This is a genomic window from Devosia elaeis, from assembly GCF_001650025.1.
GTDB classification, from domain to species: Bacteria; Pseudomonadota; Alphaproteobacteria; order Rhizobiales; family Devosiaceae; genus Devosia; species Devosia elaeis.
This window is the reverse complement of the sequence record NZ_LVVY01000067.1, coordinates 41976-57467: the sequence shown is the minus strand read 5'-3', so window position 1 is coordinate 57467 and position 15492 is coordinate 41976. Positions and strand designations below refer to the sequence as shown.

16 protein-coding genes are annotated in these 15492 nt (G+C 64.3%); 6 read left to right on the top strand and 10 right to left on the bottom strand.

Features of this window, described 5'->3' with window-relative positions:
* Positions 1 to 28 precede the first annotated feature (28 nt).
* Positions 29 to 424, top strand: a complete 396-nt coding sequence (locus A3840_RS05220; protein WP_067452952.1) for a DUF2237 family protein — start codon at positions 29 to 31, stop codon at positions 422 to 424.
* A 226-nt stretch (positions 425 to 650) separates the two neighbouring features.
* On the opposite strand, the gene A3840_RS05210 is transcribed toward A3840_RS05220, so the two are convergent.
* The 4 genes from A3840_RS05210 to araD1 all read right to left on the bottom strand — a co-directional run bounded on the left by A3840_RS05210 (position 651) and on the right by araD1 (position 3793).
* Positions 651 to 1145: an SRPBCC domain-containing protein gene (locus A3840_RS05210; protein WP_067452940.1), complete on the bottom strand. Its 495-nt coding sequence runs from the start codon at positions 1143 to 1145 to the stop codon at positions 651 to 653.
* Positions 1146 to 1263: 118 nt separating this feature from the next.
* Positions 1264 to 1617, bottom strand: a complete 354-nt coding sequence (locus tag A3840_RS05205) for an ArsR/SmtB family transcription factor (RefSeq protein WP_067452937.1) — start codon at positions 1615 to 1617, stop codon at positions 1264 to 1266.
* Positions 1618 to 1677: 60 nt separating this feature from the next.
* Positions 1678 to 2697, bottom strand: a complete 1020-nt coding sequence (locus tag A3840_RS05200; protein ID WP_067452934.1) for an aldo/keto reductase — start codon at positions 2695 to 2697, stop codon at positions 1678 to 1680.
* Between the two features lie 103 nt (positions 2698 to 2800).
* On the bottom strand, positions 2801 to 3793 hold the full coding sequence (gene araD1, locus A3840_RS05195) for an AraD1 family protein (RefSeq protein WP_067452932.1): 993 nt from the start codon (positions 3791 to 3793) through the stop codon (positions 2801 to 2803).
* 287 nt (positions 3794 to 4080) lie between these two features.
* Between araD1 and recA the strand changes: the two genes are divergently transcribed.
* On the top strand, positions 4081 to 5154 hold the full coding sequence (gene recA / locus A3840_RS05190; protein WP_067452928.1) for a recombinase RecA: 1074 nt from the start codon (positions 4081 to 4083) through the stop codon (positions 5152 to 5154).
* Between the two features lie 202 nt (positions 5155 to 5356).
* Positions 5357 to 7996, top strand: a complete 2640-nt coding sequence (alaS, locus tag A3840_RS05185) for an alanine--tRNA ligase (protein WP_067452925.1) — start codon at positions 5357 to 5359, stop codon at positions 7994 to 7996.
* Positions 7997 to 8442: 446 nt separating this feature from the next.
* Here alaS and A3840_RS05180 read toward each other — a convergent pair whose 3' ends face one another.
* The 5 genes from A3840_RS05180 to A3840_RS05160 form a co-directional block, all read right to left on the bottom strand.
* A complete protein-coding gene (locus A3840_RS05180) occupies positions 8443 to 9327 on the bottom strand; it encodes a DMT family transporter (protein WP_067452922.1) in 885 nt (294 codons plus the stop codon).
* 74 nt (positions 9328 to 9401) lie between these two features.
* Complete coding sequence (locus tag A3840_RS05175) at positions 9402 to 10409, bottom strand: glycerophosphodiester phosphodiesterase family protein (RefSeq protein WP_067452919.1); 1008 nt, start codon at positions 10407 to 10409, stop codon at positions 9402 to 9404.
* Positions 10410 to 10521: 112 nt separating this feature from the next.
* Positions 10522 to 11733, bottom strand: coding sequence for an NADP-dependent isocitrate dehydrogenase (locus A3840_RS05170; protein ID WP_067452916.1), 1212 nt, complete (start codon positions 11731 to 11733; stop codon positions 10522 to 10524).
* Between the two features lie 118 nt (positions 11734 to 11851).
* The gene (locus A3840_RS05165; protein ID WP_205633338.1) at positions 11852 to 12187 is read right to left on the bottom strand and encodes a TfoX/Sxy family protein; all 336 of its coding nucleotides are present in this window, start codon (positions 12185 to 12187) and stop codon (positions 11852 to 11854) included.
* Positions 12184 to 12621: a GFA family protein gene (locus A3840_RS05160; protein WP_165603125.1), complete on the bottom strand. Its 438-nt coding sequence runs from the start codon at positions 12619 to 12621 to the stop codon at positions 12184 to 12186. The genes A3840_RS05165 and A3840_RS05160 overlap by 4 nt, the downstream gene beginning before the upstream one ends.
* A 94-nt stretch (positions 12622 to 12715) precedes the next feature.
* On the opposite strand from A3840_RS05160, the gene A3840_RS05155 reads away from it, so the two are divergent.
* Entirely contained in the window at positions 12716 to 13282 is a 567-nt protein-coding gene (locus tag A3840_RS05155; RefSeq protein ID WP_067453065.1) for a GNAT family N-acetyltransferase, read from the top strand.
* A gap of 459 nt (positions 13283 to 13741) precedes the next feature.
* The gene (locus A3840_RS05150) at positions 13742 to 14365 is read left to right on the top strand and encodes a GNAT family N-acetyltransferase (RefSeq protein ID WP_082903666.1); all 624 of its coding nucleotides are present in this window, start codon (positions 13742 to 13744) and stop codon (positions 14363 to 14365) included.
* Positions 14366 to 14437: 72 nt separating this feature from the next.
* Here A3840_RS05150 and A3840_RS20120 read toward each other — a convergent pair whose 3' ends face one another.
* The gene (locus A3840_RS20120) at positions 14438 to 14572 is read right to left on the bottom strand and encodes a hypothetical protein (RefSeq protein WP_281180545.1); all 135 of its coding nucleotides are present in this window, start codon (positions 14570 to 14572) and stop codon (positions 14438 to 14440) included.
* 38 nt (positions 14573 to 14610) lie between these two features.
* Between A3840_RS20120 and A3840_RS05145 the strand changes: the two genes are divergently transcribed.
* Positions 14611 to 15408: an RNA methyltransferase gene (locus tag A3840_RS05145; protein WP_067453064.1), complete on the top strand. Its 798-nt coding sequence runs from the start codon at positions 14611 to 14613 to the stop codon at positions 15406 to 15408.
* Positions 15409 to 15492 lie beyond the last annotated feature (84 nt).

Sequence of the window (15492 nt, the reverse complement as noted above, 5' to 3'; positions counted from 1 at the left end):
GGCGAGCGGCCCCGCGCGGAGGTAGAACATGAATGTCCATCCGCGTTTCGAGGGGCCGGCCGAATACAATGTCCTGGATGAGCCGCTCCAGCCCTGCTCCAACGACCCGCTGACCGGCTTCTTCCGCACCGGCTATTGCGCGGCGGGGCCGGACAATGCGGCCGTGCACCTGGTCTGCATCGAGGCGAGCGCGGACTTCCTCGCCTATTCCGCCAGCGTCGGCAATGATCTCTCCACGCCCCGCCCGGAAATGGCGTTTCCCGGCCTGGTGGCCGGTGACCGCTGGTGCCTCGTCGCCGCCCGCTGGGCGCAGGCCCACGCGGCGGGCAAGGCCCCGCGCGTCTTCCTCCGCGCCACCAACCGCAATGTCCTGCCGCTGATCCCGCTCGAAATCCTCAAGGCCTATGCGCTGGATCTCGATTAGGGCGGTTCAGGTCCGGATTGACGCCCAAGAGCTTCCACCCGCTTGTGGTCATCCCGGCGGAGGCCGGGATCCATCTCGCCATCTCAGGATGGGCCCAGGTTGGGGTGTTGCGTCAGGGGCTCTCGGAAGACCTCATGATGAGCCTGTCGAACCACGAGGTCGGCAAACCGAAGCCCGTGTGCCACGACCTCGCCTTCGACAGGCTCAGGATGAGGTCTACGGGGGGCTAGCCGCGCTGCTCTTCCGCCAGCAGGCGGTCCAGGCTTTGGAAGCTGAATTCCATGCCCTCCGCCATGCCGGTCGCGACGACCATGTCGCGGTGCGCCAGCGAGGTATAGGTGAAGGTATTGGTGACCAGCGTGCCTGTGTCCTTGAGCTCGAAAGCCAGTTCGCTGCGATAGGCGGGGCCCATCACGCCGCCGTCGAATTCCTCCTGCGCATCGATGTAGCGGATGGCGTCGATCCGCGTGATGGCGCCCTCGACGGCCAGGAAACCCTCGCCGCCGGGGCCATGCCATTCGAAGCGATAGCCGCCGCCTATCCGCGCATCATAGGTACAGACCGGCATGGTCCAGCCATCCGGCCCGGTTAGCCAGCGGCGGATCAGGCTGGGCTGGGTATAGCAGGCATAGACCAGGTGGGGCGGCGCGGCGAAGGCCCGCTCGACGACCACCTGGTCGTCGGCTGGCGTGGTCACGGAAAGCGGATCACCGAATGTCATGACATGTCTCCCTGGATTTTTGCCACTTTGGAATTCTCACTGCTTTTTGGCGGCGCCGTCGCCTTCCTCCCCTCACCGGGAAGGGTGGGAGAACCGGGCCTGCACTTGTGAGAAGGTCCTAATTCCGACCCGCCGCCTCTTCCAGCTTCTGCAATTCGTCCAAGAGGTCATCCAGCCGCCCGAATTGCGCCGACCAATATTTGCGGTATTCGATCAGCCAGCCCGTCGCTTCGGCCAGCGGTTGGGCTTCCAGATGCACCGGCCGTTTCTGCGCATCGCGGCCGCGCGAGACGAGACCGGCTTTTTCCAGCACCTTCAGATGCTTGGAAATGGCCGGCTGGCTCATGGCGAAGGGCTCGGCCAGGTCCATGACCGCCACGTCGCCCTCCTGCGCCAGCCGCGCGAGAATGGCCCGGCGCGTCGGATCGGACAGGGCGTGGAATGTGGCGTCTAGGCGTTCTGTGTCGATCATCAAAAAACTGTCTGGTTACAAAACCATATAGTTATTTATAGGATCGACGGTGGGCGCGCGTCAAGCCGTGCCGCCGGGGATCGGGCTGCCGGGCTCCAGCAGGCCGCGTTCCGCCAGTGCGGTCCAGAGGCCGTCGGGGATGACGGTGTCCCACCAGCCGAGAATGCCATCCAGTTCGGCCGGGGACCTGGGCCCGGGCAGCACATTGCACACGGCCGGATGGTGCAGCGGGAATTGCAGCGCGGCCGCCGGCAGCGGCACGGCGAATTCGCGGCAGACAGCGTCGATGGCGCGCACTTTGGCCACCACTTTTTCCGGCGCCTTGGCATAGTTGAACCTGTCGCCACCCACCAGAATGCCGGAATTGAACGGGCCGCCGATGACGACGGAGGCGCCGCGTTCGAGGCAGGTGGAGAGGAAAGGCGTCAGCGATGTCTGTTCCAGCAGCGTATAGCGCCCGGCGAGCAGGAACACGTCCCAGTCGCCCAGGGCGAAGGCGTCCATCAGCACCTGCCATTCATTGACGCCCAGCCCGATGGCCTTGACCACGCCATTGTCCCGCAATTGGCGCAGCGCCTTGTAGCCGCCGGTTTCGAGCTGCGCCCAGAGCGGCCTGTTGCCCGCTTCGCCATGGGTCATGGTGCCGATATCGTGGACATAGAGAATATCCACCCGGTCGAGCCCAAGCCGTTGCAGGCTGTCCTCGAAGGAGCGCATGATCCCGTCATAGGAATAGTCGTAGTGCTGGTTGAAGGGCAGGGGATGGGCCCAGGCGCCCTTGTCCACCGCCTCGGGCGGCATGGGCCGCAGGAGGCGGCCCACCTTGGTGGAGAGGATCGGCCGAATGGCGCGCTCGCGCAGCACCTCGCCGACCAGATGCTCGGACCGTCCCAGGCCATATTGGGGCGCGGTATCGACGTAATTGATGCCGATATCGAGTGCATGGGCGATGGTGGCCCGCGCCTGCTCGGACGAGACGGGATCGAAAATGCCCGCCAGCGTTGCGCCTCCCAGGCCCAGGCTGGTCACTTCCAGATCGGTTCGGCCGATGCGGCGTTTTTCCAGGCGCTGCGGGCTCATGTCATCCTCCTCCAAGGCGAAGAGATAACTGACATGTCAGTATGCCGGCGTAAAGGTGGCGGGGGGCGCAGGAGATCGTCCACCCGCCTTGTCGCGCTTCCGCCTAATAGAGCCCGCCGACGATCACCGGCTTTTCGGCCTCGGTGCGGACCGGGTTGCGCAGGGCCAGGCCGAACTGGCTTTCCTCGATCTCGAAAATGTCGTCGGGGCGGGTGGAAATTCCGTCTGCAAAGCTCAGCGTGGCCGTGCCGAACATGTGCACATGCACGTCGCCGGGCTGGCAGAACAGCTCGTACTTGAAATGGTGATATTCGAGATTGGCGATGGTGTGGCTCATATTGTCCTCGCCGGAGAGGAACGGCTTTTCCCACAGCACCTGGCCGTCGCGGATGATCCGCGACATGCCCTCGATATGGCGCGGCAGGTCGCCCACGCGCAGTTCCGGGCCGAAGGAGCAGGCGCGCAGCTTGGAATGGGCCAGGTAGAGGTAATTGATCCGCTCGGTCACGTGGTCGGAAAATTCGTTGGCCAGGGTGAAGCCGAGCCGGCGCGGCTGGCCATGCTGGTCGATGACATAGATGCCGGCGATTTCCGGCTCCTCGCCGGCATCGAGCGCAAAGGCGGGCGAGGGGATCGGATGGCCCGGATTGGCCACGATATGGCCATTGCCCTTGTAGAACCATTCCGGCTGCACGCCCTTTTGCCCGGCCTGGGGCTTGCCGTTTTCCAGCCCCATGCGGAACATCTTCATGCTGTCGGTCAGTTCCTCGACCGGCTTGTCGTTCTTCTTGTGCATGGAATCGCGTGTCGCGGCCGAGCCGAGATGGGTGAGGCCGGTGCCGGTGACATGCAGGTGCGCCGGATCGGGATGGTCGATGGGCGTCAGCAGCCGGCCTTCGCGCGCCAGCACGCTCTTGTCCAGGGCCTCGCCCAGGCCGCGGGCTTCGATTGCCGCCGGCAGGCCGCCGATCTGCTGCATGGCGGCCTGCGCCAGTTCATAGACGCTGCCGGCCCCGTTCACCCGGCGGGTTTCGCCCTGCTGCGTCACCCCGACGGCGCGGGTTCCGTTGTCGTCGTAAAACTGGATCAGATGCATGGGCAGTCCTCGGCTCGGGGCCCGGTTCGGGCGTTGAGGCATAAAACGCATCGCGGGCAGGGCTGTCCAGATAAAAATCATACTTTTAAGCGCACGGTTCGCAACCGGCGAGAATCGGCCTATCCCAAGGCCGGTCGCGTCTCCGGCGCCGTGTGGCTTTGTTCTCATTTTGTCTCTTGACGTCATGGAAACAAAATGAGAACAAATAAAGCACGGATATCGCACAAATAGCTGAACGCTCCTCTCGTTGCGTGGCCTTCGAGAGCGTGAAATAAGGAGACAGCATTATGGCAGCTTCGCCGCTTCGCGTCGTTGAGGGTGGATCGATGGATAAGGACAAGGCTCTCGCAGCGGCGCTGAGCCAGATCGAGAGGAATTTCGGCAAGGGCTCGATCATGCGCCTTGGCGAGAATACCTCCATCGAGGTCGAGGCGATTTCGACCGGTTCGCTCGGCCTCGATATCGCGCTGGGCATTGGCGGCCTGCCCAAGGGCCGTATCGTGGAAATCTTCGGGCCGGAAAGCTCGGGCAAGACCACGCTGGCTTTGCATGTCATAGCCGAGGCGCAACGCAAGGGCGGCATCTGCGCCTTTGTGGATGCCGAGCATGCGCTCGATCCCGTCTATGCCCGCAAGCTGGGCGTCAATGTCGATGACCTGCTGATCTCCCAGCCCGATGCCGGCGAGCAGGCGCTGGAAATCACCGATACGCTGGTGCGCTCGGGCGCCATCGACGTGCTGGTGGTCGATTCGGTCGCCGCGCTCACCCCGCGCGCCGAACTCGAGGGCGAAATGGGCGACAGCCTGCCGGGCCAGCAGGCGCGCCTGATGAGCCAGGCCATGCGCAAGCTGACCTCCTCGATCTCCAAGTCCAAGTGCCTGGTCATCTTCATCAACCAGATCCGCATGAAGATCGGCGTCATGTATGGCTCGCCCGAAACCACGACCGGCGGCAATGCGCTGAAGTTCTACGCCTCGGTGCGCCTCGACATTCGCCGCATCGGCGCGCTCAAGGACCGCGAGGAGATCGTGGGCAACCAGACCCGCGTGAAGGTGGTCAAGAACAAGCTCGCCCCGCCGTTCCGCCAGGTCGAATTCGACATCATGTATGGCGAAGGCATTTCCAAGACCGGCGAATTGCTCGATCTGGGCGTCAAGTCGGGCATCGTGGAAAAGTCCGGCGCCTGGTTCTCCTGGGACAGCCAGCGTCTGGGGCAGGGGCGTGAGAATTCCCGCCAATTCCTCAAGGACAATCCAGAAATCGCCGCCACGATCGAACAGGGCGTGCGCGAAAGTTCCGGCCTTCTCGGCGAAGTCCTGCTGGTCGCCGGCGGCGAGGACGATGCGGGCGGCGACGAATAGGCCTCCAATCGCGATCCCGAAAGTCCCATGCATTGCCCCCGCTTCGGCGGGGGTTTTTGTGTTTTGGTCAATTGATTGACGCAGGGTCGCGGCGGAAGACGAAATCCAGCCTGTTGCGCTGGACACAGCTCCCGCCCTCACGATAAAAAGCCCCGTTTTTCCTAAAGGGCGCGCTCGCGTCCTCGCCCAAGAAAGCCTCTGCATGACCAGCGTAAACGATCTTCGTTCGAGCTTTACCGGTTACTTCGCCCGCAATGGCCACGAGGCCGTGGCGTCGAGCCCGCTCGTGCCGCGCAACGACCCGACGCTGATGTTCACCAATGCGGGCATGGTGCAGTTCAAGAACGTCTTTACCGGCGTGGAAAAGCGCCCCTATTCCACGGCCACCACGGCGCAGAAATGCGTGCGCGCCGGCGGCAAGCACAACGATCTCGACAATGTCGGCTTCACCGCGCGGCACCACACTTTCTTCGAGATGCTGGGCAATTTCTCCTTCGGCGATTATTTCAAGGATCGCGCCATCGAGCTGGCCTGGACCCTGCTGACCAAGGATTGGGGCCTGCCCAGGGAAAAGCTGATGGTCACCGTCTATGAGGACGATGACGAAGCGCTCGAGCTCTGGAAAAAGATTGCCGGCCTCTCCGAAGATCGCATCGTGCGGCTCGGCGCCAAGTCCAATTTCTGGCAGATGGGCGATACCGGGCCCTGCGGCCCGTGCTCGGAAATCTTCTACGACCATGGCGACAAGGTCTGGGGCGGCCCGCCGGGCTCGCCCGAGGAGGATGGCGATCGCTGGATCGAAATCTGGAACCTGGTCTTCATGCAGTTCGAGCAGCATGCCGATGGCTCGCGCACCGGCCTGCCGCGCCCCTCGATCGATACCGGCATGGGTCTCGAACGCATCGCCGCCGTCATGCAGGGCGTGCACGACAATTACGATATCGACCTGTTCAGGGCGCTGATCGCCGCCGCCGCGAATGCCACCAATGCCGATATCGACGGCCCGGGCAATCGCAGCCTGCGCGTCATCGCCGACCATCTGCGCTCCATGAGCTTCCTCATCGCCGAGGGCGTGCTGCCTTCCAACGAGGGGCGCGGCTATGTGCTGCGCCGCATCATGCGCCGCGCCATGCGCCATGCCACCCTGCTCGGCGCCAGCGAGCCGGTGATCCACAAGCTGGTGCCGGCCCTGGTGCGCGAAATGGGCCAGGCCTATCCCGAGCTCAGCCGCGGCGAAGCCATGATCGCCGAAACGGTGCGGCTCGAGGAAGGACGCTTCCTCAAGACGCTGGGCCGGGGCCTGCAAATCCTCGAGGCGGAAAGCGCCAATCTGGGCGAGGGCGATACGCTGGACGGCGCCACCGCCTTCAAGCTCTATGACACCTATGGCTTCCCGCTGGACCTGACGCAGGACGCGCTGCGCACGCGCAATATCAGCGTCGACCAGGCCGGTTTCGACGCCGCCATGGCCCAGCAGAAGGCCGAGGCCCGCAAGAACTGGGCCGGCTCGGGCGAGGCGGCCACCGACAATGTCTGGTATGGCCTGGCCGACAAGCTCGGCCCCACCGAATTTCTCGGCTATGAAACCGAGATCGCCGAGGGCGAAATCCGGGCCCTGCTGGTCGATGGCGCCGAAGTGCAGACCATCGCGGCGGGGCAGGACGGCATCGTCGTGGTCAACCAGACCCCGTTCTATGGCGAAAGCGGCGGCCAGGTGGGCGATAGCGGGCTGATCCGCGGCGAGGGCATCCTGGCCGAGGTCAAGGACACCAACAAGTTCCACGGCGTCTTCGCGCACAAGGTCAGCGTCAGCGAAGGCGTGCTCAAGGTTGGCCAGCCGGTCGAATTGGTGGTCGATCATGCCCGTCGTTCGGCCATCCGCGCCAATCATTCGGCCACCCACCTGCTGCACGAGGCGCTGCGTCTGGTGCTGGGCGATCACGTCGCCCAGAAGGGATCGCTGGTTTCGGCCGATCGGCTGCGCTTCGATTTCGTTCACACCAAGCCGATGACCCCGCAGGAACTGGCCGAGGTCGAGGACATGGCCAACGCCATCATCCTGCAGAACAGCCCGGTCGAAACCCGGCTGATGGGTGTCGAGGAAGCCAAGGAATCGGGCGCCCGCGCCCTGTTCGGCGAGAAATACGGCGATGAAGTGCGCGTCGTGTCCATGGGCGAGCCCGATGGCAATGGCCTGGGCTGGTCGGTGGAATTGTGCGGCGGCACCCATGTGCGCCGCACCGGCGATATCGGCCTGGTCTCTGTGGTGTCCGAAAGCGCCGTGGCCGCCGGCGTGCGCCGCATCGAGGCGCTGACCGGCAATGCGGCGCGCCATCGCGGCAATGCCAATACCAATATCGTGGCCTCGGCCGCCGGCCTGCTGCGCTCGGGCAATCATGAGGTGCTCGACCGCATCGAGGCGCTGCAGAACCAGCTCAAGAGCGCGGAAAAAGCCCTGGCCGATGCTCGCCAGAAGCTGGCTTTGGGCGGCGGCGGCGCGGGCGGAAACGCCACCGAAACGGTCAATGGCGTCACCTTTGTCGGCCGCGTCGTCGAAGGCGTCGCGGCCAGGGACATCAAATCCATCGTCGATGCGGAAAAGAAGCGCATCGGCTCGGGCGTGGTGGTCATGGTGCTCAAGGGTGAGGACGGCAAGGGCACGGTGGCCATCGGCGTCACCGACGATCTCACCGGCAAATATGCCGCCGGCACGCTGATCAAGTCGGCCACGGCCGCCTTGGGCGGGCAGGGCGGTGGCGGCCGGCCGGACATGGCGCAGGGCGGCGGCCCCGACGGCGCCAAGGCCGACGACGCCATCGCCGCCATCCGGGCGCTGATCTAGGGTGTTTCACATCTAGCTGGCGTCGCGCTCTTTGCTTCCCCCTTAAGGGGGGCTTGAGGGGGGCCACGAGTGGACAGCTCAACCATTCCCACCCACCGATCGTCACCCTCGGGCTCGACCCGAGGGCGTTTGCCATGCACCCAAAACAAAGAACCCTCGGGTCAGGCCCGAGGGTGACGATCCGGATTGGGTTAGATGTTTAAACGTGAAATGATCTAGGGCCTGGCGGTCGCTCCGGGGCAGGAGTGCTTGTCTTGAGCGAAGTCATCCCCGGTGGGGACCTTCAAGTGAATAACCCTAGACCTCATTGTGAGCTTGTCGAACCACGAGGTCGGGAACGCGAGAGTCTCAGTGCCACGCTCTCGTCCTTCGACAGGCTCAGGATAAGGCCTACTGGATGACGGCCATAAGAAGTAGTACGATTTAGGGGCGCGCCAGTCCCCCCTTCATTCCCCGATGCGGAAGAAGAACACCCGTGGTTTCCAGCGGATGGGCCGCTTGTCGCTGAGGACATTCATCAGCCCCGCGCCGACCACGACCAGCATGCCGATAATGGCGATCCAGTCCGGATATTCCCCGAAGAACAGCGCGCCGAACAGGATGGCCCAGATCAGCTGGCTATATTGCACCGGGGCGATGAGATTGGCGGGGGTCTGCTTGCTGGCCTGGATCAGCAGCAGGCCGCCCATGCCGCCGAGCAGGCCGATGCCGAGCAGGATGACCAATTGCTCCAGCGTGGGCAGGGTGAAGCTGGGGATCATCAGCACCCCATTGATGATGCCGGAATAGAGCACCTGCAGGCCGACAAGGCTGACGCGGCGCTCCTTGGGCGCGACATGGCGCAGGATTGTGGTGGTGCCGGCGCCCAGCATGGCCCCCAGCATCATCACGTAATGGCCCGCTTCCAGTTCGCGCAGGCCGGGCCTGATCACCAGGATTACCCCGAGAAAGCTGATGAACAGCAGGATCCAGCGGTGCAGGGCCACATGTTCGCGCAGCACCAGCACCGAGAGCAGCGTCACGAAGAGCGGCGTGGTGAAGCCGATGGCATAGACATCGGTGAACAGGATATGGGTGAAGGCGAACATCACGCAGGCTGTGCCGGAAATGGCGGTCAGGCAGCGCAGATGCACCAGCCAGGGATGGTGCAGCTTGTAGATGTCGCGCCAGCGCTCGCCACGCTTGGTCAGCATGATGGGAATGATCGAAAAGGTGGTGGTGAAGAAGGCGATCTCGAAAACGGAGAGCGCCGGGCCGGTCGCCTTGATCAGCGCGTCGGACACCGAGAATATCGCATAGGCCAGGAAGGCAAGGATGACGCCGATCGGCATCTGTCAAATCCGCGATGAAAGGGACGGGGCATGAAAATGTCCCGCCATTCTAGCGCCGCCGAATGAATGGGGCGTTACGGTGCCGGGGGCAAAGCAGGGGCCGGAAGGTTTTTGAGCGCCGGGCCGATCAGTTCGATCCTGTTGGTCCAGACATAGCCGTTGAAATCGGCTGGCACCATGGCCAGCGTCTCCAGATCGTCGATGCCCGCCGTGCCCGGATCGCCCGCGCCGAAGGAGCCGAGCAGGATGATCTCGCTGCCCGCCTCGCGCAGCCGCGCCTGGAGCAGGTTGGGCCAGCCCCAGAGCCAGGGCGCCACATTGATCGGGATCATCACCTGCGTATTGCGGCAGGCTTCCGGCACGAAGCCGGTCCAGCCCAGGCCCGCATATTGGGTGAGACAATCCACCAGGCCCCGCCGTGACCAGACATGCAGGTTCCCGATCAGCGCCTGGGCGCGATAGGTGGGCTCGTCGCCGCCATAGGCGCCCCAGATGGCCGGTTGCCATTGAGGATGTGCCGCCACCAGCGCGGCCAGCATGTCGCCCTCGCGCGCTTCGCGGCTCTTGAAATTGACGAGGAAACGCCGCTCCGGCATCGCCGACAGCACCTCCTCCAGCTCCGGCATCTGTCCTGGTCCCGTGCCGCGGAAGGGATAGGTCCGGCCCCCATCGGCGGTATAGCCATGGCCGATATCGAGCGCCTTGAGCTCGGCCATGGCATGCGCCCGGGTCTCGCCCGTGCCATCGGTGCGGCAATCCACGGTCCAGTCATGCATCACCGCCAGCCGTCCGTCCGTGGTGGGGTGCACGTCCAGTTCCACCACGTCGGCGCCGGCGGCAAAGGCGGCCTGCATGGAGGGCAGGGTGTTTTCCAGCAGGGCGTGGCGCGGCGCGTCGATGCGCTCGGCGGTGCAGGTATCGCTGTCGAGATCGTCGCGGTGAAAGGTCTGGTGCACGCCGCGATGGGCGATGAGGCGCAGTTCGGCGTCGTCAGGCGGGCCGACCCGCCAGCCGGCATTGAAGAAATAGACGGCCGCCAGCGCCGCGAGCACGATGCCGCCCACACGATATCGACGCTTCATGCTTGCCTCCCGTCCGTTCCGGATCCTTGCCGCCGAAGCTGTATAAATTGCGGCGGCCCGACAAAAAAGGCCGGGATCGCTCCCGGCCTTGCATCATGTCGTTCCGGCAGGCTTACGCCATGGCCTTCTGCAGGTTCTGGTCGATGGCATCCAGGAAGCCCAGGGTGGAGAGCCAGGGCTGGTCGGGGCCGACGAGCAGGGAGAGGTCCTTGGTCATCTTGCCTTCCTCGATCGTGTCGACGGTGACCTTTTCGAGCGTGGCGGCGAACTTGGCCAGTTCGGTATTGTCGTCGAGCTTGGCGCGGTGGGCGAGGCCACGGGTCCAGGCGAAGATCGAGGCGGTCGAATTGGTCGAGGTTTCCTTGCCCTGCTGGTGCTGGCGGTAGTGACGGGTCACGGTGCCGTGGGCGGCTTCGGCTTCCACCGTCTTGCCATCGGGCGTCATCAGCACCGAGGTCATCAGGCCCAGCGAGCCGAAACCCTGCGCCACGGTGTCGGACTGCACGTCGCCGTCATAGTTCTTGCACGCCCAGACATAGCCGCCGCTCCACTTGAGCGCGGAGGCGACCATGTCGTCGATCAGGCGGTGTTCGTACCAGATCTTCTTGGCCTCGAACTGCTCCTTGAACTCGGCGTCGTAGATCTCCTGGAAGATATCCTTGAAGCGGCCGTCATAGACCTTGAGGATGGTGTTCTTGGTCGAGAGATAGCAGGGCACGCCGCGATTGAGGGCGTAGTTCATCGAGGCGCGGGCGAAATCGGCGATGGAATCGTCGAGATTGTACATGCCCATGGCCACGCCGGCGCTCGGGGCGTCGAACACGTCGTGCTCGATCGTGGTGCCGTCCTCGCCGACGAACTTCATCGTCAGCTTGCCCTTGCCGGGGAACTTGAAATCGGTGGCGCGGTACTGGTCGCCGAAGGCATGGCGGCCCACGATGATCGGCTGGGTCCAGCCCGGCACCAGGCGCGGCACGTTCTTGCAGATGATCGGCTCGCGGAAGATCACGCCGCCCAGGATGTTGCGGATGGTGCCGTTGGGCGACTTCCACATCTTCTTGAGGCCGAATTCCTCGACGCGGGCCTCGTCGGGGGTGATGGTGGCGCACTTGATGCCGACGCCGTATTTCTTGATGGCATTGGCCGAATCCACGGTCACCTGGTCGTCGGTGGCGTCGCGGTTTTCCACCGACAGATCGTAATATTCGATCGGCAGGTCCAGATAGGGGTGGATGAGCTTGTCCTTGATCGCCTGCCAGATGATCCGGGTCATCTCATCGCCGTCGAGGTCCACGACCGGGTTGGCGACCTTGATCTTGCTCATCGATTAACTCCCTTGAAAATGCAATTTCCGGCCCTTCGGCCCTGTCGGTGGCCCGTATAGCATCGCTGGCGGAAAGCGCAAAGACGGCCTCGGCAAGGGGTCTTGCCCATCGGGCGGGCTATTTCGGGGGCAGGGTGCGCACGAAGGCATGGGCGGTGGAAATCCAGCCCGCCAGGTCCTCGTCGTCCTCGATGGCATCGCCCGAAACCACGACGAAACCGCCCATGGTGCGGCCCGACATTTCCATGATTTCGGCGCCCGGCCGGGCCAGCGCCGCGTCCATGCCGTCCTTGCCCACCCGCACCAGCAGCGCCCCGTCCTTGAGCGGGCAGACCAGCATATTGCCGTCCTGCATGAAGGCGATGCCGCCGAACATGCGCTTTTCGCGCGGATGCAGGCCCGGCGGCAGCAGCGTCCTGATGCGGTCGGCCAGCTCTTCGCGCGCCATGCTCATGACGATGCCTCCGGGCGATAGGCCTGATGACGCGGCAGGTTTTCGGCCAGCCGGTCCCAATCCTGGTGGCTGCGCGCGAAGATCAACTGGTTGGGCGCGAACCATTCGTTCTGCCCGGCGAACAGCCCGGCCGGCACGATTCTGAAGGCCGGCGCGCGCGAGGATTGGGCAAACAGGGTCGTGCCGCATTCGGGGCAGAAGTGCCGCGTGAACTTCGCCCCGGAATCGGCTGGCCGCACAACGCTTTTGGTTGCACCGGTCACGCGCACGGCTTCGGCGGGCAGCAGCACGACCGAGGAATGGCCGCCGCCCGATACCTTCTGGCAATTGAGGCAGGCGCATTGGAACATCGAGATCGCCCGGCCGCTGGCATGCAGCGTCACCGCCCCGCAATCGCAGGTGGCAATCAGGCCGAGTTGGGGCATCTTGCTCATGGCGCGGAGGCTGGCACGGGGCCGCGCGCGCCGCAAGCCTCTCCGCATGGCGCCGGGCTGGCGCGCGGGCGGCAAGCTATGGCATGGAGGAGCCATGAATTTTCTTCTGCACTATCCGCTCGAGACCGAACGGCTGCGGCTGCGCCCCTTCACGCGCGGCGATGTCGATGCCGTCTTCGCCTATCGCAGCCGCGAGGACGTGGCGCGTTATCTGTTCGACCCCCCGCTCAGCCGCGAGGAATGCGCCCTGGCTGTGCAGCAGCGGACCACCGAACTGGGCCTGGAGAAAGAAGGCGACCGCATCATCCTCGCCGTGGAAAAGGCCGATGATGGCGTGCTGATCGGCGAGGTTTCGCTGATCTGGCGGTCGGTGGAGGCGCGGCAGGGCGAGCTGGGCTGGATTTTCCATCCCGAGCACCAGGGGCGCGGCTATGCCAGCGAGGCGTCGGCCCGGCTGCTGGAAGTGGCTTTTACCGAGGCGGACCTGCACCGGGTCTATGCCCGCTGCGATGCCGGCAATACCGGCTCCTGGCGGCTGATGGAGCGGCTGGGCATGCGCCGCGAGGCGCATTTCCGCGAACATGCCCTGTTCAAGGGCGGCTGGGACGAGGAATTCTACTACGCCATCCTGCGCCGCGAATGGCTGGCCCTGCGGCAATAGCGCTTCCAGCCGGAAGCGCCCCCCGCAATCCGGATCGTCATCCCCAATCCGGATTGTTACCCCCAATTGGGATCGTTACCCCCCATCTGGGTCGTCACCTTCCAACGCGGATCGTCACCCTCGGGCCTGACCCGAGGGTTCTTTGTTTTTGGGCATATCGCAAATGCCCTCGGGTCAAGCCCGAGGGTGACGATCGGTGGGTGGGGGTGGTTCAGTTACCCACGGATGGCCTCTCCCTCAAGCCCTCCTCTTAAGGGGGAGGGAAGCAAAAGAGCCGCGATTCCAGCCAAATGCGGAATGCTCCAGTGCCCGGTTCGGAGCGCTTGAACACACCTGCCCGCGCCATTCCTTTTTCAACCCCCGATCTGGCAATATTTTCCGCTAATTGTCAGGAACTTCGCCAGTGAGGAGACGTTCTCGGTTCAGGGCTTTGCACCAGGCCACCGGGAGAGTCTCATCATGTCCACATTGCTTTTGCCTATTGAAACCAATCACTTGCGCCTGCGTCCTTTCGAGCGCAGCGATTGCGAGGCCGTGGCGCGCTATCATACGCTGCCCAATGTGCAGCGCTATGTGGAGCGCCAGACCCGCTATGCGGACGATGTGGCGGCGGCGGTTGGAATCATGCGCAATCAGGTGGAGATTCACCGGCCCGGCGATGCGCTGACCCTGGCCATGGAACGCAAGGGCGACAAGGCGCTCCTGGGGCAGGTCAGCCTCAAATGGGCCGATGCCACGGCCGGGCAGGGCGAGGTGCGTTTCGTCATCGCGCCGTCCTATAGCGGCCAAGGCTATCTCACCGAGGCCCTGCGCGCCATGTTCGATCTCGCCTTCGATCATTTCCGCGTCCATCGGCTGATGGCGCGCTGCGACGGGCGCTGCCACCATTCCATCAAGCTGCTGCAGAATCTGGGCATGCGGCTCGAAGCGCATTATCGCGAACATGCCCTGTTCCAGGGCGAATGGGACGAGGAATTGCATTTCGCCCTGCTCGACCGCGAATGGCTGCGCGACAGCAAGGTGCTCGACATGCCCCTGCAGCGCAAGGTCGCCTGGCCCTCCTACGGCTCGCCGGCCGCCTGAGAGGCGTTTCGGGCGCACCAATCCGTGAATTTTCACGATGTCATCCTCGCGAAAGCGGGGACCTCCGTTGTATTAAACAGGGGTTCCCGCCTCCGCGGGAATGACGCCGTGGGTGAGGAAAGCAACCAAAGGGAACTTTTCGGTCATCGCACGGTCCTGGCTGACGCAGCCGAGCACCGAAACGCTTTTTTTCGCCTCGCCGCCCATGTATGACGCCACCATTGCGAAAAACCAAGGCAGGCAAGATGGCGGGCACCGATCGCTCTCAGGAAACCAGTTTCAAGGCCTGTCCGGCCGTCATCCTGGTCGAGCCGCAATTGGGCGAGAATATCGGTTCGGCCGCCCGCGCCATGGCCAATTTCGGGCTCTGGGATTTGCGGCTGGTGCGGCCGCGCGATGGCTGGCCCAATGAAAAGGCCATCGCCGCCGCCTCCCGCGCCGACCATGTGCTGGAGCGGGTTCGCGTCTTCGAGACGCTGGAGGAGGCCATTGGCGACCTCACCCTGGTCTATGCCACCACCGCCCGCTCGCGCGACATGCAGAAGGAAGTGCTCGGCCCCGAAGAGGCGTCGGGCAATATGGCCGCCCATATTGCCGGCGGGCGCCATGCGGGCCTGCTGTTCGGCCGCGAGCGCTGGGGCCTGCTCAATGACGAGGTTTCCATGGCCGATGCCATCGTCACCCTGCCGGTCGAGCCCGCCTTCGCCTCGCTCAATATCGCCCAGGCCGTCCTGCTCATGTCCTATGAATGGCGCCGCACCGGCGCCGAGGGCAGGGCGCTGCCCTTCAGCGACGGGCTGGACGAGGCTGCGCCGCGCCAGGAACTGGTCGGCCTGTTCGAGCATCTCGAAGGCGTCCTCGACCAGACCGGCTTCTTCACCACGCCCGACAAGCGCCCCAGCATGGTCAACAATCTGCGCACCGCCCTGACGCGCGGTCGCTTCACCGCCCAGGAAATCCGCACCCTGCGCGGCGTCATCTCCTCCATCGACCGCCGCCACGAACGCCCCAATCCCAACCGGATGAAGAAGGCAGAGGAGTAGGTTTCTCCCCCGCCGGCCTCCTGGGGAAGGGAACGAGGGGGCCATCAGTGGATACCTGCACCACCCCACCCACCGCTCGTCACC

What these genes read in the sequence shown, in the direction of transcription:
- A3840_RS05220 (WP_067452952.1), top strand. Translation starts at nt 29, where the DNA reads ATGAATGTCCATCCGCGTTTCGAGGGGCCGGCCGAATACAATGTCCTG.
- A3840_RS05210 (WP_067452940.1), bottom strand. Translation starts at nt 1,145, where the DNA reads ATGACATTCGGTGATCCGCTTTCCGTGACCACGCCAGCCGACGACCAG.
- A3840_RS05165 (WP_205633338.1), bottom strand. Translation starts at nt 12,187, where the DNA reads ATGAGCATGGCGCGCGAAGAGCTGGCCGACCGCATCAGGACGCTGCTG.
- A3840_RS05180 (WP_067452922.1), bottom strand. Translation starts at nt 9,327, where the DNA reads ATGCCGATCGGCGTCATCCTTGCCTTCCTGGCCTATGCGATATTCTCG.
- A3840_RS05145 (WP_067453064.1), top strand. Translation starts at nt 14,611, where the DNA reads ATGGCGGGCACCGATCGCTCTCAGGAAACCAGTTTCAAGGCCTGTCCG.
- A3840_RS05150 (WP_082903666.1), top strand. Translation starts at nt 13,742, where the DNA reads ATGTCCACATTGCTTTTGCCTATTGAAACCAATCACTTGCGCCTGCGT.
- recA (WP_067452928.1), top strand. Translation starts at nt 4,081, where the DNA reads ATGGCAGCTTCGCCGCTTCGCGTCGTTGAGGGTGGATCGATGGATAAG.
- alaS (WP_067452925.1), top strand. Translation starts at nt 5,357, where the DNA reads ATGACCAGCGTAAACGATCTTCGTTCGAGCTTTACCGGTTACTTCGCC.
- A3840_RS05155 (WP_067453065.1), top strand. Translation starts at nt 12,716, where the DNA reads ATGAATTTTCTTCTGCACTATCCGCTCGAGACCGAACGGCTGCGGCTG.
- A3840_RS05160 (WP_165603125.1), bottom strand. Translation starts at nt 12,621, where the DNA reads ATGAGCAAGATGCCCCAACTCGGCCTGATTGCCACCTGCGATTGCGGG.
- A3840_RS05205 (WP_067452937.1), bottom strand. Translation starts at nt 1,617, where the DNA reads ATGATCGACACAGAACGCCTAGACGCCACATTCCACGCCCTGTCCGAT.
- araD1 (WP_067452932.1), bottom strand. Translation starts at nt 3,793, where the DNA reads ATGCATCTGATCCAGTTTTACGACGACAACGGAACCCGCGCCGTCGGG.
- A3840_RS05200 (WP_067452934.1), bottom strand. Translation starts at nt 2,697, where the DNA reads ATGAGCCCGCAGCGCCTGGAAAAACGCCGCATCGGCCGAACCGATCTG.
- A3840_RS20120 (WP_281180545.1), bottom strand. Translation starts at nt 14,572, where the DNA reads ATGGGCGGCGAGGCGAAAAAAAGCGTTTCGGTGCTCGGCTGCGTCAGC.
- A3840_RS05170 (WP_067452916.1), bottom strand. Translation starts at nt 11,733, where the DNA reads ATGAGCAAGATCAAGGTCGCCAACCCGGTCGTGGACCTCGACGGCGAT.
- A3840_RS05175 (WP_067452919.1), bottom strand. Translation starts at nt 10,409, where the DNA reads ATGAAGCGTCGATATCGTGTGGGCGGCATCGTGCTCGCGGCGCTGGCG.